This window comes from Gemmatimonadota bacterium, assembly GCA_026705765.1.
In the GTDB taxonomy this organism is placed as follows: Bacteria; Latescibacterota; UBA2968; order UBA2968; family UBA2968; genus VXRD01.
In genome coordinates, this window is the sequence record JAPPAB010000029.1 from 38,575 (window position 1) to 53,482 (window position 14,908).

The following is a 14,908-nucleotide window of genomic DNA, read 5'->3' on the forward strand; positions in this document are numbered from 1 at the left end:
TTAAAACTAAAAGTACTGACACATCTGAGCACTTGTCAAGACAGAACAGGCTATTTTTGTTGACGTATTGAGAGATTGGTGGTTATTTCTTACCCCGAAATCATGTTCACGGATGAAAGGAGCGTATTATGTCAAACAAAATTCGCGTAGCGGTCATTGGCACAGGACAGCGCGGGCCGTCGCATGCACGCGAGCTATTGGGATGCGATGAAGCCGAACTCGCACTCGTGTGCGACCTGGATGAAGAACGCGCCAAAAACGCGGCTGAAAATTTCAACGTAAAATACGAACTCGACCATCGGGAAGTCATCGCACGGGACGACATCGACGCCCTGGCAATAGCAACGCACACGCGACACCACGCAGGCGTCATGCGCGATGCCGCCGCGGCAGGCAAACCATTTCTGGTCGAAAAGCCATACTGCGACAGCATTGAATCGGGCGTAGAAATTTGTGAACTTGCAGAAAAAAATAACGTCGTAGCAATGGTGGGCTATCAATCTCGCTTCACGGCTTTTGCCCAGGAAATGAAAGCCCTTGCCTCACAGATCGACCTGATACAAACCAATGTAACACTTCAGCGCGGATTTTTTAACCCGCAGTATTTCTTTCCCGAACACTACAGCGGCATCCTTGACGCGCTCTCACACACCATGGACCTGGCTTTGTGGTGGACCGGCTCTTTGCCCGTAGAAGTCATGGGACACGAGCGTTGCGGCCTGTTCAAACCCGACAAAGACGCCGTAGAATTTGTCAACATCACAACCCGGTGCGAAAACGGGCAAATCGTGTGCATGACGGGCAGCATGGCGGGCATCCAGATGCAGAACATCTATCAGATGGCGGGCTTGCGGGGAAATATCTCGGCGACAGAACGCAATCGGATCCGATACGTGACACACCTCGGATTTAACGAAGACAAAACGCCGATTGATTTAAAAAGAGGCGAATGGACGGGCTCGGGACAGCCGCCGACCGACATGTGGACGCACTTCGCGCAATGCGTGAAAGAAGGGCGAACGGATGTATCGCCCGGAGCGAGCTTGCGAGACGGACTCGCACAAGTAGCGGTAAGCGAAGGCGCGTATTTCTCTTCCCGCGAGGGAAAAGCCATCACAGTCGAGCTTTGACGAATCAGCGAATCTACGAATCTACGAACCCCGCCCATCCTCCCAGAATCAGTGTTGCCATTCGTCTATTCGTCTATTCGCGCTTTTTTTACCGAAGGAAAACAAAATGAAACTCGGATGTCAGGCGAGATCATTTGGCAAAGGAATATACCCCAACGAAACGGACTTCCTCTCAGTAGTTCACCAGATCGGAAACCTTGGTTTTAAGGGCCTGGAAGCAAATTGGAAAAATTTGGAGCGCTATTTTCAAGCCCCCGAAGCATTCAAACGCATCCTATTCGAAACCAATCTCGAACTGATAGGCGCGCATTACGGCGCCGCGCACTGGGATGAATCCTCGCGCAAACAAATCAGAATCGAGGGGGATCAGATCGCCGACTTTGTATCCACTGTTGGCGGACAGTACATCGTTTGCAGCGGACGGCGTCCAACTCAGGGAACTGTATCAGACGAAATGTGGAAAAAAACCGCAGAAGGCCTGAACCTCCTGGGCGAATACTGCGCGCCCAAAGGCGTCCAACTCGCCTATCACAACCACTGGTGGGAATCTGAACAAGAAGGCCTGGTCAAACTCGCATCATCTACCGAACCGTCATACGTCGGATTCGCCTTTGACACCGGGCACCACATACGGGCGGGCAAAGACGCAATCTCATTGGTCAGAGAACTCTCAGACAGACTACACATCATCCACCTCGCAGACCATTCAGAAGACGCTGCAGGCCATGCAGTCCGACCACAATTGGGCACAGGCGTATTAGATCTATCAGCATTACAAAACGCGCTACAAGGATTTACTGGCTGGCTGGTATTGGAAGAAGAAAATAATGCCCCATCCCCTGAGAAACAGGTAGCTAAGTGCATCGAGGTAATGAGGACAATGACTTAAAACCCCTTGAACCCACGCGAAAGGAAAATTATGGAATTCGTCCAAAAAGATGTGCAAATAACACCTCACTATTTTCGAGACGACGGTGTGGTTCCAAATAGCGCATTCCCACTCATAGTCTATCAAGCTGCTCTATCATTGCCCGAAGAAGACCCTGCGCGGGTATTTGAGCAGGTATTTGCCGCCAATCGCTGGTCGCGTTCGTGGCGCAACGGCATTTATTCCTTTCACCACTACCACGCCACAGCACACGAAGTACTGGGCATAGCGCAGGGAAGTGCCAGAGTGTGCATGGGCGGTGAACAGGGCGCGCGCTTGACAATCGGACCTGGCGATGTCATGGTAATTCCCGCGGGCGTGGGACACAAAAATCTGGGCGCGAGTTCAGATCTATTAGTCGTAGGCGCATATCCCGATGGACAGCACCCGGACCTGTGTCGAGAAAGTGCCCGTGAACACAAACACGCGCTGGAAAATATCCCCAAAGTACCAATGCCCGCTTCCGATCCCGTCTTTGGAACAAATGGTGCCGTAATGAATTTATGGAAAAAATGAGGTCTTTATGCAATCGACAAACATGCTCTACATCATATCCGATCAACACAACCGCAATCTACTCGGATGTTATGGTCACCCGACAGTACAAACGCCCAACCTGGATCGGCTATCCGAACAGGGCACGCGATTTACCAATGCCTACACCAACTGCCCAATCTGCGTACCGGCGCGTGCATCTCTGGCCACGGGACGCTACGTACATCAGATAGGCAACTGGGATAATGGACATCCATACATCGGAGACACGCCAAGCTGGCATCATCGCTTGCGCGAGCAGGATTTTAACGCCACATCAATTGGCAAATTGCACTTTAAGGGCCAGGGCACGGATCACGGCTTCACCGAAGAAATCGAACCATTAAACGTCGTCGATGGCATGGGCGACATACTGGCCTGTATCCGGGAACAGCCGCCCTATCGCAACAAACGACCGGGAATTCGAGAAGCGGGACCGGGCGACTCGACATATTTACAATACGACCAGCGCAACGCAGACAACGCGATAAAGTGGTTACAAGAGCATTGGCACGACGAAAAACCCTGGTGCCTGTTTTTATCATTTGTGTGCCCACATCCGCCGTATATCTCGCCGCCAGACGCATACGACATCTACGACCCGGACGAATTGCCCATGCCGCCGCAATGGCGCACAGAGGATTGGCCCGACCATCCCGCAATGGACTACTTCAGGCGATTCTTCACATTTGATCCCCAATTCCCCGAAGCCATCGTGCGACAACTAAATGCCGCGTACTACGGCGTATGCACATATCTGGACAGCCAAATTGGTCGGGTGCTAAACACCCTGGACGAACTGGAACTAACCGACACAACCCGCATAATCTACACAACAGATCACGGTGAGCACCTGGGTGGACGCGGCATATACGGCAAATTTACCATGTATGAAGAATCGGCCGCCGTACCCTTTTTGATGGCAGGTCCCGACGTCCCCGCGGGCAAAGTCGTGGAAACACCTGTCTCGCTCATCGATAGCTTCCCGACAATTTTAGAAGCCGTGGGCGCGCAACAAACCGAAGCAGACGCGGACTTGCCGGGCGAATCACTGTGGACCATTGCACGAGAAGAAGACCGCGACCGCACGGTATTTAGCGAATACCACGCCATAGGCGCACAGCACGGGGCGTATATGTTGCGCAATCGACAATACAAATACATATATCACGTCAATAATCCGCCGCAATTATTCGATACAATAGACGACCCCGAAGAATGCCGCGACCTCGCGCAGTCGCCCGAACATCGGGAAGTCCTGGAAAATTTCGAACGCGAATTGCGCGACCTCATCGATCCCGAAACTGTGGATACTCGGGCCAAAACCTCGCAACGAGAAATGATTGAATCTCTGGGTGGCAAAGAAGCCGTAATTCATCGGGGCGCATTTGACAACTCGCCCGTACCCGGCGAAGCACCAAAATTTCGACAACATGGATCGGAGTGAGCACAGGAGATAATCATGGTCGAGACAGTCAAATTATTCCTCAATGGCGAATGGGTGGCATCTGAAACAACGGAAAAAGTACCGGTTTACAACCCATCGGATGGAACAGAAATAGCCGCAACGCCCTTATGTGGCGCGTCAGAAATAGATCGCGTAGTGCAATCAGCCGCAGACGCATTTCCCGAATGGGCAAATACACCGGCCGTTGACCGCGCGCGCGTAATGTTCCGGCTTGTCGCACTCATGGAAACCCACTTCGAAGAACTGGCCCAACTCGTAACCCTCGAAAACGGCAAAACCATAGAAGATGCGCGAGGCGAAATTCGACGCGGGATAGAAGTCGCAGAATTTGCCTGTGGTGCGCCTGCTCTCATGATGGGCGACTCGCTGGAAAATATCGCACAGGGAATAGATTGTGACACCATCCGACAACCTATAGGCGTATCTGTAGGTATAACGCCATTCAACTTCCCATCTATGGTACCCATGTGGACATTGCCCATCGCCCTGGTATGTGGCAACACCTACGTATTAAAGCCATCGGAGCGCGTACCCTTGAGCGCGATTCGAATTGGCGAATTATTGGCCGAAGCCGGATTGCCGCCCGGCGTATTCAACATCGCACACGGCGGAAAAGACGCGGTAGATGCACTACTCGCCCATCCCGAAGTCAAAACCGTTTCATTCGTCGGATCAACACCTGTGGCGCGCTATGTCTATGAAACAGCCACCCGCAACGGCAAACGCGTACAATCAGCCGGTGGCGCAAAAAATTACTTAATCGTATTGCCCGACGCCGACCTGGACTCAACCGTAGCTGCCGTCATGGGATCTGCTTATGGCTGTGCCGGAGAACGGTGCATGGCCGGCAGCGTACTCGTCTGTGCCGAAGGTGCAGGCGACCGTTTCCTGGAACCGCTCAGTGAAACCGCACGCGAATTTCGGGTGGGACCAACCGACCGCGACCCCGGTGTAGATATGGGACCAGTAGTGACCAAAACGCACCTGGACCGCATCCATCAACATATCGAAAACGGATTGCGAGAAGGCGCAGAATTAATCGTAGATGGCCGCAATATACAGGTCGAAGAAACACCACATGGCTTCTACCTGGGCGCAACAATTTTCGATCGTGTAAAACCCCAGATGTCCATTGCGAGAGAAGAAATCTTCGGACCCGTATTATCGACCATGCACACAGACGACTTGGAGGGAGCCATTGCCCGGTGCAACGCCAGCGGATACGGCAACGCAGCCGTATTGTTCACATCCAGTGGCGGAGCCGCGCGCAAATTTCGCCACGAAGTAAACGCAGGCATGGTCGGTATCAACATCGGCGTCCCCGCGCCCATGGCATTCTTCCCCTTCTCCGGATGGAACAATTCCTTCTTCGGCGATTTACATGTACAGGGCACCGAAGGCGTATCGTTCTTCACCCGACAAAAGGTCACAATCAGCCGATGGATTGACACAAAGCGGCAATTCTTTTAGCATAGGGGCGTGTTCGCCATTATCGGAAGGGGCTGAGCGGAAGGGATAACCGCTATTCTCACAGGCAAATGCTATGCACGCACTCAATTTTTGGAAAACAGTGACAATGGATCACAGCCATTTTTTAGAGAACCTGATCACTTTATTGGCAGAACACGACATTGCGTATTGCGTAATTGGTGGGCAAGCCGTCAATGCCTATGTAGAGCCAGTGGTCAGCCTGGATCTCGATCTGGTTGTCGCTATTGCACAATTCAAACAAGTTGTAGCCTTGTTGGAAGCGAACTTTGAGGTAAAGCAATTTCCCCATAGCCTCAACGTGTATCAAAAAGGGTCCGACTTACGCGTACAAATTCAAACAGATGCGCGATATTTTGATTTTCCAGATCGCGCTGCACCGCGCGAAATACTCGGCCTTGAACTGCCAGTTGCTCGTCTTGAAGATACATTACAGGGCAAAATATGGGCTGCGATGGATACGGACCGACGCAGCAGCAAACGGCAAAAAGATCTGGCCGACATTGCTCGCCTCATTGAAACGTATCCTTTTCTACAATCGCGCGTTCCATCAGAAATCCTTTCAAAACTGGTGTAGCGACCAGGCCAATCAGGAGGAAACATGGCAGATGATATCAAAGCTGCGGCGAGAACCGCGCGGCAGGCTGCACTCGCATTGAGTCAGGCAACGGAAAAACAGCGCAATGCCGCGCTCGAGGCCATAGCACAGGCATTGCATGCTAATCGCGATCACATTTTGGAAGCCAACAAACGCGATCAGACAGCGGCAGAAAAAATGCTGGCACAGGGAGAAATCACCCTCCCCCTGATCAAGCGCCTGAAAGTAGATGATGAAAAGCTGGACAGTGAAATAATAGTTGGCGTCCGCAGTGTCGCAGCCCAAGAAGACCCCATTGGCAAAACGCAGGCCGCGACCGAATTGGACGAAGGCCTCAACCTCTATCGCGTAACCGTCCCAATAGGCGTAATAGGCGTGGTCTTTGAATCGCGCCCCGACGCGCTGGTGCAAATCGCGACACTATGTCTAAAATCCGGCAATGCCATCATGCTCAAAGGCGGCAGCGAAGCATTTCACAGTAACCGCGCACTGGCCGAAATCATGGTCGCTGCAACGGCTGACCTGGACGGCATCCCCGAAGGATGGATGCACCTTCTGGAAACGCGAGAAGAAGTCGCGGGCATTCTCGAACTACACGACCTCATCGACCTGATCATTCCGCGCGGCGGCAATGAATTCGTACAACACATCATGAACAACACAAAAATCCCCGTCATGGGGCATGCCGACGGCATCTGCCATGTGTACGTGGATAAAGACGCCGACCTGAAAAAAGCCGTGCGCATCGCCATCGATTCCAAGACGCAGTACGCAGCCGTCTGCAACGCCGCCGAAACCCTGCTGGTACACGCCGAAATCGCCAGGAACTTTTTCGCCACGGCAATACAACAACTCACCGACGAAGGCGTCTTGATCCGCGGCGACGCCCGCACCCTGGACCTCGCCGCCAGCGCAGATGCCCTGACCCCGGCCAGTGACAGCGACTGGTCAACCGAATACCTCGACTATGTCCTATCGGTCAAAGTCGTCGATTCGGTCGAAGAAGCAATTGCCCACATCAACGAATACAGCAGCCACCACACCGACGCGATCATAACCGAAAACCAGCAAGCCGCGAAAAGATTCTTGCAAGCCGTGGATTCGGCATCCGTCATACACAATGCGTCAACCCGGTTTGCCGACGGATTTCGCTATGGCCTCGGCGCCGAAGTGGGCATCAGCACCAACCGCCTGCACAGCCGCGGACCCGTGGGCCTCGAAGGCCTCGTCATCTACAAATACGTAGTAACAGGTAACGGACATATTGCGGACGATTACATCGGCGAAAATGCCAGAACATTTACACATCGAAAACTGGATGCGGTCTGGCGTCCGGAATAATATCAAATAAAAGGGAACATCATGATCAGGAACTACGTTATTCTACTCTGCTGTACGTGTATCATAACCTCGTGTGCAACAACGCAGACAGAAATTGAAACACCTCAACCACCAGCCCCCCAACCGCCGCCATCACCCACCTTGTCCATCGACCCTGCTGTGCGAACGGGCAAACTGGCAAATGGGCTTCGCTACGTAATCCGGGAGAACAAACGACCGGAAAACCGCGCTGAACTGCGCCTCGTAGTCAATGCGGGATCCATTCTGGAAGACGAAGATCAGCAGGGACTGGCGCACTTTGCCGAACACATGGCATTTAATGGCACGGCCAACTTCCCCAAACAGGAAATAATCGATTTCCTCGAAAGCATTGGCATGCGCTTTGGCGCGCACTTAAATGCCTACACGAGTTTTGACGAGACCGTCTATATGCTTCGCATGCCCACAGACAGCACCGAAGTAATGGAAAAAGCATTTCGCATCCTGGGCGACTGGGCGCATCGGGTAAAATTTGACCCCGAAGAAATAGAAAAAGAAAGGGGCGTGGTCATAGAAGAATGGCGTTCGGGACGCGGAGCCAGAGCGCGCATGCGCGACAAACAATTGCCGGTCTTGCTCAAAGACTCGCGTTATGCCGAGCGTTTGCCCATCGGCAAAAAAGCATTACTCGACACATTCAAGCACGAATCCCTCACGCGCTTTTATCGCGACTGGTATCGACCCGACCTCATGGCTATCATTGCAGTGGGAGACTTTGAAACAGACGCGATTGAAACCCTGATCAAAAAGACCTTTGACCCGATACCAAAAGCAGAGAACCCGCGTGCCCGAACCGCCTATACGGTTCCCGACCACGGTGAAACCCTATTTGCGATTACAACCGACCCGGAAAATTCTCAATCTTCCATCGATATCTATTTCATGCAAGATGTCGCGCCCGAAGGTACCGTGGAAGATTATCGCAGCATGCTCATTCGCAACATGTTCAACAGCATGCTCAATCAGCGATTTAGAGAAATAACCAAAAAGCCCGATCCACCATTTCTGGGCGCAGGCTCCGGCCGCGGAAACCTCGTCAGAACCAAAGCTGCATACATCCTGGGCGCAGGCGTCAAAGAAGGGGGAATTGAACGCGGCCTGGAAGCCGTCTTAACAGAAGCCATTCGCGTCCAACGCCACGGATTTACGCAACCCGAAGTAGATCGCCTAAAAACCAACATGTTGCGCAGCATCGAACAATCTTATCGCGAGCGCGACAGACGCCGTTCGCGCGGTTTTGCATCGGAATACATCCGTCACATATTGACAGGCGAACCCATTCCGGGCATTGAAATCGAACGCGATTTATTTCAAAAATTACTCCCGAGCATTCAAGTCGAAGAAATCAACCGCCTCGTCGGCGAATGGATCACCGACAAAAACCGCGTCATCGTAGTCACCGCACCCGAGAAAGATGGTCTCGCTGTTCCGTCCGAAGCGGACTTGCTGAACATAATCAACGAAGTCCAGCAAAAAGAGGTTGAACCCTATGTGGAAGATGTATCCGACGACCCCCTCATCGCGAATATCCCAACGCCGGGAAAGGTCGTACGCGAAACAACAATCGACACCTTTGGCGTCACAGAATGGGCCTTGAGCAATGGGGTAAAAGTCGTCATGAAGCCCACGGACTTCAAAAACGATGAAATCCTATTCACATCCTTCAGCCCGGGCGGTCATTCTCTATCAAGCGATGAAAATTACATGGCGGCATCCACAGCGACATCAGCCATAATGGAAAGCGGTCTGGGAAAATTCAATCAAATTGAACTCAATAAAAAACTCGCCGGCAAAGTCGTGCGCGTATCGCCCCGCATCAGCAGCCTCAGCGAGGGCGTATCGGGCAGCGCGTCTCCCGAAGACATAGAAACCATGTTCCAACTCATACATCTCATCTTCACAGAACCGCGTGCAGACTCTCTGGCATTTCAAGCACTACTGGACCGCTATCGAGGCATATTGCAAAACCGGGACATGAGACCAACGACAGCTTATTCCGATACAATTCAAGTTACCATGTCTCAATACCACATCAGATCGCGCCCGCTATCAAACGAAATACTGGGGGAAATGGACCTGCAAAAATCGCTGGCATTTTACAAAGACCGATTTGCCGATGCCAGTGACTTCACATTTGTATTTGTCGGCAACTTTGAGCCAGAAAAAATAAAACCCCTGATAGAAACCTATCTCGGCGGATTACCCGCACTCAATCGCGGAGAAACCTGGCGCGACACAGGCGTCAGAGCACCAAAAGGCGTCATTGAAAAAACAGTGAAACGGGGACAAGAACCCAAAAGTAGCACACGGCTGATCTTCACCGGGCCCATTGATTACAACGATCGATTCAGGCGGTATGTCTTTGGCTCAATGGGCGACGTCTTGCAGATAAAACTTCGAGAATTACTCCGAGAAGACGAGGGCGGCACGTACGGCGTTGGCGTGCGCACATCTCTCTCGCGTTGGCCCGAAGGCCGATACAGCATCTCAATCAGCTTTGGATGCGATCCCGAACGGTTGGAAGAATTGACACAACTCGTCTTTGCCCAAATTGACAGCATGAAACAAAAACCCGTCGAACAATCCTACATCGACAAAGTGACCGAAATGGATCTGCGGGGTCGAGAAACGAACAAAAAAGAAAACGGCTACTGGCGCAGAACGCTGAGTACGTATTACCAGAATGAGATCGACTTGATGGCGTGGTTGACATACGAAGACGAAGTCATCAAAAAACTCACAGCAGAACACGTGCAGAAATCAACACAGCAATACTTCAACCTGGAAAACTACGCGCGATTCGTCCTATTACCCGAAGAAGGGGTGACGGCAAAATGACCATAGATGCCGACATGGATCGTTTAAAAAACGCCACCTATCCCGGTCGTGGTATTGTAATAGGGCAAACTCCTGATACCTCATGTATGGTTCAGATCTACTGGATCATGGGGCGCAGTCCCAGCAGTCGCAACCGCGTATTTGTGCGAGAAGGCGATGCGGTAAAAACCGACACTGTGGATAAATCCCATGACATTGATCCACTGACCATGTACTATCCCATCCGCGTATTGGGCAACGCGCATATCGTCACAAATGGCGATCAGACCGACACCATCGTCCATACCTTGCAAAACGGCGGCTCTTTTGAATCAGCCCTCAAAACCCGCACTTATGAACCCGACGCCCCCAATTTCACACCGCGCATCTCTGGCCTTACCGACCTGGGCGACGCGCAAGCCTATCGACTATCGGTCTTAAAAACCGTTGGCGGTGATGCGCGCTATTGTTTGCGCCAATTCTTCAATTATGAAACCGCGATCCCCGGCACGGGCCACTGCATCACAACATATACAGACGACGGCAATCCCCTGCCCTCATTCCAAGGAGAGCCGTATGCCGTCGAATTATTCGACGACATACAGCAAACCGCCGATGTATTCTGGAACCTGTTAGACGAAGACAATCGCGTCTCGCTACTCGTAAAATTCATCCACCCCGAGACCGCTAATCTGGTGATCGTGAACAAATACGGATCGGGATAAAAACCCGCAGGGAGGAGCACCTCTATGGAACCCATCAAATACGGTATGTTCATCATGCCCTTCCACGCCCCGGACAAGCCGTTGAGTCAGGGATTTGACGAGGATTTGGAACTCGTTGTCAAAGCCGAAGAACTGGGCTTTGATGAATTTTGGATCGGCGAACACCACACCATGAAATACGAAACCATTGTCACGCCCGAAATTTTCATCGGGCGCGCCCTGGGTGAGACCCAGAGCATCCGCCTGGGACCGGCACCGGTCTGTTTGAACCTGCACCACCCCGCCTATGTCGCCAGTCGTCTATCTTTTTTGGATCACCTGTCCAAAGGCCGACTCAATCTGTGCTTTGGCCCGGGCAGTGTCACCTCAGACCAGGAACTGTACGGCCTGGATCCCAAATCGGGCGGCGCAATGACCGGGGAAGCCATTGACGCCATCCTCAATTTATGGACATCGGATCCACCCTACGAGCACCGGGGGAAATACTGGCAATTCCAGCTCAAAGACAATATTGACGAGGAAACCCAGATCGGCTTCATCCACAAACCCTTTCAACAGCCCCACCCGCCCATCGCCATGCCGGGAATGAGCCGCAACTCACACAGCATGCAAACAGCTGGCGAGCGCGGCTTCCAGCCCTTTTCCGCCTGCCTGATATCGGGCAACGTGGTAGCCGACAACTGGCAGATCTACGAGCAGAGCGCCCTGCAGGTGGGACGGCAACCACAGCGGACCGACTGGAAAATCGCCCGCTCAATCTTTCTCGCCGACACCACGGCCGAAGCCGTAAAAAAGGCGCGGCACAATTCCCTGGCAAAAAATTACGAATACATCGGACGCCTATTCGACAGGGGCCTGGGGCGCCAGGTGTACAAGCGCGACCTGGACATGCCCGACTCCGAGTGCAATCTGGACTATTTGATGACCGAACAGATCATCGCTGGCGACGTCGATGAAGCACTGCGTCGCTTGCTGGACCTGTTCGAGGAAACCGGACCCTTTGGCACGCTCGTGCTAATGGGCTACGACTGGGACGACAAAGATAGTTGGATATACAGCATGGAATTATTCGCCCGTGAACTAATGCCAGCTTTGAACAAAGCAGTAGGCGCAGTACCGTAGAGATCAAAAAATGACAATCAAAGCATTGACATTTGACGTATTCGGCACAGTGGTCGATTGGCGCAGTTCAGTCATCCGCGACGGCGAGCGATTGGGCGAGCGACTGGGATTGGACATCGATTGGGCTGCATTTGCCGATGCGTGGCGCGGGGGCTATGGCCCATCGATGAACCGCGTCCGCACGGGCGAATTGCCCTGGACAAAAATCGACGACCTGCACCGCATGATCCTGGACGAACTCCTGAAAAAATTCGGCATCTCGGGATTATCCGAAGAAGAAATCGCGGACTTCAATCGCGTCTGGCATCGCCTCGACCCCTGGCCCGATGCCGCAGGCGGCTTATGGCGGTTAAAATCGCGGTACCTGATCTCCACACTATCCAACGGCAATGTATCGCTACTCGCCAACATGGCCAAATACGGCGGACTACCCTGGGATTGCATCTTATCCGCTGAATTGGCCGGGCATTACAAACCCGATGCCGAAACCTATTTAAAAGCCATCGAACTGCTCAGTTGTGAACCCCGGGAAGTCATGATGGTCGCCGCCCATCAGGGCGACCTGCACCATGCAGCTGGCGTCGGCATGAAAACAGCATTCGTATTCCGACCCCTCGAACGGGGCCCCAACGCCAAAAAAGACTTACCCCCCGATCTGGACTTCGACATCATAGCCCATGACTTTCACGACCTCGCCGATCAACTGGGATGTCATTAAAAATGAAACTCACCGATTTCAAAGTCCTCACATTCGATTGCTATGGCACACTCATCGACTGGGAAACCGGGATGATCAAAGGACTGGAGCCGCTCCTATCAAAGGTCGAACGAAAATTGTCGCGCAATGAAATCCTTCAAGCGCACGCGCGACACGAATCAACGCAACAAGCCTGGACGCCGGGCATGCGCTATTCCGAACTCCTCGCCATCGTCTATAAACGTCTCGCCGAAGAATGGGGCATCGCCGTCACGCCCGATGAGTGCGCCGCTTATGGTCAATCGATAAAACAATGGCCAGCGTTTTCCGATTCTCCCGACGCGCTACAATATCTCAAAAAGCACTACAAACTCGCGATCCTGTCCAACGTCGATAACAACAGCTTTAAATACAGCAACGACCGTCTCGGTGTTGAATTTGACGCCATATACACGGCCGAAGACATAGGATCGTACAAACCTGCGGATCGAAACTTCAAATACATGCTGGAACACCTCAAATCGCTCGGCATTGAAAAATCGGAAATTCTACACACCGCAGAAAGCTTATACCACGATCACATCCCGGCAAACAAAAACGGACTCGCCACCTGCTGGATCTACAGGCGCTTCAACGACGAAGGCTTCGGCGCGACCATAGACCCGGGCGAAATGCCAAACTACAATTTTCAATTCAATAGCATGGCAGAACTCGTAAAGGCACACCAGGAGGCTTTTTCTCAAGGAGACATACCATGATCCAGAGCGGCGTTGCAAGCGGAGACATCACGCCCGAACCCGGCCCAGTACTTCAGGGACATTGGAACACCAACCCCTCGCATTCCGTACTCTACCCTCTGGAAGTACGGGCGGTTGTATTTGCCGAAGAAGATGTACAAATAGCCATTGCCACACTCGACGTCATCGGCATAACAAAAGCCACCACTGACCGAATCCGGGCGAAAGTGGCAAATATTATCCCGGGAGACAGCATAATGGTAGCGTGCAGCCACACGCACTGCGCCCTCGCCACACTGCCGTGTTTGGGCGGGACTCCCGACCCCGAATATATGGATCGCATAGTCGAAACCACCGCCGCGTGCATAGCCGAAGCAGCCGCAAATCTCCAGCCCGTAACCCTTGGCCTGGGATGCGGATCCGCGCATTTCAACATCAACCGCCGTCCGCTCCCCGGAGCCTCGAGCATGACCTTGAACTACGGCGGAATCGTCGATCGCCGCGTAAGAGTCTTACACGTAACAGGAGAAAACGGCACCCCCCTCGCCACATTATTCCACTACGCCTGTCACCCAACCACATTGAGCGGCGCCAACGGCATCATCTCGCCCGATTACCCCGGCATAGCCCGCAACCGAATTGAACAAACCCTCGGCGGCAAAGCACTCTTCTTACCCGGATGCTTTGGCAACATCCGCCCCGCCATCCTGAGCGAAACCGGGGGATTTGCATCCGCCACCAGAGAACAATTGGACGCGTGTGGTCACGAACTCGGTGATGAAGTATGCCGCATAGCTACAGGACTAAACACCAGAAGTACACAAGGTATATCTGCCCGCCGCACCGACATAGCCATACCATTCGGCAATCTGATGCCCGAAGACGAACTAAAAAAAATGGCCGCAGACGAAAGCGAACGCGGACAATTATTGACAGGACCCTGGGCAAGAGAAGTACTGGACATGGCAGCATCAGGCACCATCCCATCTGAAAAACCCACCGAAATGCAACTGATACAGGTAGGACCAATAGCACTGATCACCATACCGGGCGAACCCGTACAGGAAATTGGGCATGCAATGGAAAAAAGACTGCGGGACATCAGCGCGGACCTGTGGCCCGTGGGCTATGCCAACGACGAAGTGGGATATTTGTGTACAGAGCGGCAATACGAAGAAGGCGGTTACGAACCCAATGCCTATCCGTATTACGGGGAACCCGCGCCATATCAGGGTGAAGAAGAAATCATCCTGCAAACAGCAGACGCTTTAGCACGGGACTAAA

Annotated in this window: 13 protein-coding genes; all 13 read left to right on the top strand. The window is 52.7% G+C overall.

The annotated features are described in order from the left end of the window. Window positions 1-128 precede the first annotated feature (128 nt). The 13 genes from OXH16_03870 to OXH16_03930 all read left to right on the top strand — a co-directional run bounded on the left by OXH16_03870 (window position 129) and on the right by OXH16_03930 (window position 14,907). Window positions 129-1,130 carry a Gfo/Idh/MocA family oxidoreductase gene (locus tag OXH16_03870; protein MCY3680507.1) on the top strand — a complete coding sequence of 334 codons (1,002 nt, stop codon included), beginning with the start codon at window positions 129-131 and terminating at the stop codon, window positions 1,128-1,130. 106 nt (window positions 1,131-1,236) lie between these two features. Beyond that, entirely contained in the window at window positions 1,237-2,019 is a 783-nt protein-coding gene (locus OXH16_03875) for a sugar phosphate isomerase/epimerase (GenBank protein ID MCY3680508.1), read from the top strand. 30 nt (window positions 2,020-2,049) lie between these two features. Further along, window positions 2,050-2,574: a cupin domain-containing protein gene (locus tag OXH16_03880; GenBank protein MCY3680509.1), complete on the top strand. Its 525-nt coding sequence runs from the start codon at window positions 2,050-2,052 to the stop codon at window positions 2,572-2,574. Window positions 2,575-2,581: 7 nt separating this feature from the next. Continuing rightward, window positions 2,582-4,039 carry a sulfatase-like hydrolase/transferase gene (locus OXH16_03885; protein ID MCY3680510.1) on the top strand — a complete coding sequence of 486 codons (1,458 nt, stop codon included), beginning with the start codon at window positions 2,582-2,584 and terminating at the stop codon, window positions 4,037-4,039. A 15-nt stretch (window positions 4,040-4,054) separates the two neighbouring features. Beyond that, window positions 4,055-5,530, top strand: coding sequence for a CoA-acylating methylmalonate-semialdehyde dehydrogenase (locus OXH16_03890; GenBank protein MCY3680511.1), 1,476 nt, complete (start codon window positions 4,055-4,057; stop codon window positions 5,528-5,530). A gap of 73 nt (window positions 5,531-5,603) precedes the next feature. Further along, window positions 5,604-6,125: a nucleotidyl transferase AbiEii/AbiGii toxin family protein gene (locus OXH16_03895; GenBank protein MCY3680512.1), complete on the top strand. Its 522-nt coding sequence runs from the start codon at window positions 5,604-5,606 to the stop codon at window positions 6,123-6,125. 24 nt (window positions 6,126-6,149) lie between these two features. Further along, window positions 6,150-7,487: a glutamate-5-semialdehyde dehydrogenase gene (locus OXH16_03900; GenBank protein ID MCY3680513.1), complete on the top strand. Its 1,338-nt coding sequence runs from the start codon at window positions 6,150-6,152 to the stop codon at window positions 7,485-7,487. Window positions 7,488-7,508: 21 nt separating this feature from the next. After that, window positions 7,509-10,364: an insulinase family protein gene (locus tag OXH16_03905; protein MCY3680514.1), complete on the top strand. Its 2,856-nt coding sequence runs from the start codon at window positions 7,509-7,511 to the stop codon at window positions 10,362-10,364. Further along, window positions 10,361-11,068: an inosine monophosphate cyclohydrolase gene (locus OXH16_03910; protein ID MCY3680515.1), complete on the top strand. Its 708-nt coding sequence runs from the start codon at window positions 10,361-10,363 to the stop codon at window positions 11,066-11,068. Before OXH16_03905 ends, OXH16_03910 begins: the two co-directional genes overlap by 4 nt. Before the next feature lie 24 nt (window positions 11,069-11,092). Continuing rightward, window positions 11,093-12,190: an LLM class flavin-dependent oxidoreductase gene (locus OXH16_03915; GenBank protein MCY3680516.1), complete on the top strand. Its 1,098-nt coding sequence runs from the start codon at window positions 11,093-11,095 to the stop codon at window positions 12,188-12,190. A 10-nt stretch (window positions 12,191-12,200) separates the two neighbouring features. After that, a complete protein-coding gene (locus OXH16_03920; protein MCY3680517.1) occupies window positions 12,201-12,908 on the top strand; it encodes a haloacid dehalogenase type II in 708 nt (235 codons plus the stop codon). Window positions 12,909-12,910: 2 nt separating this feature from the next. Continuing rightward, window positions 12,911-13,645: a haloacid dehalogenase type II gene (locus OXH16_03925; GenBank protein ID MCY3680518.1), complete on the top strand. Its 735-nt coding sequence runs from the start codon at window positions 12,911-12,913 to the stop codon at window positions 13,643-13,645. Next, window positions 13,642-14,907: a neutral/alkaline non-lysosomal ceramidase N-terminal domain-containing protein gene (locus tag OXH16_03930; protein ID MCY3680519.1), complete on the top strand. Its 1,266-nt coding sequence runs from the start codon at window positions 13,642-13,644 to the stop codon at window positions 14,905-14,907. The genes OXH16_03925 and OXH16_03930 overlap by 4 nt, the downstream gene beginning before the upstream one ends. Window position 14,908: the final 1 nt, after the last annotated feature.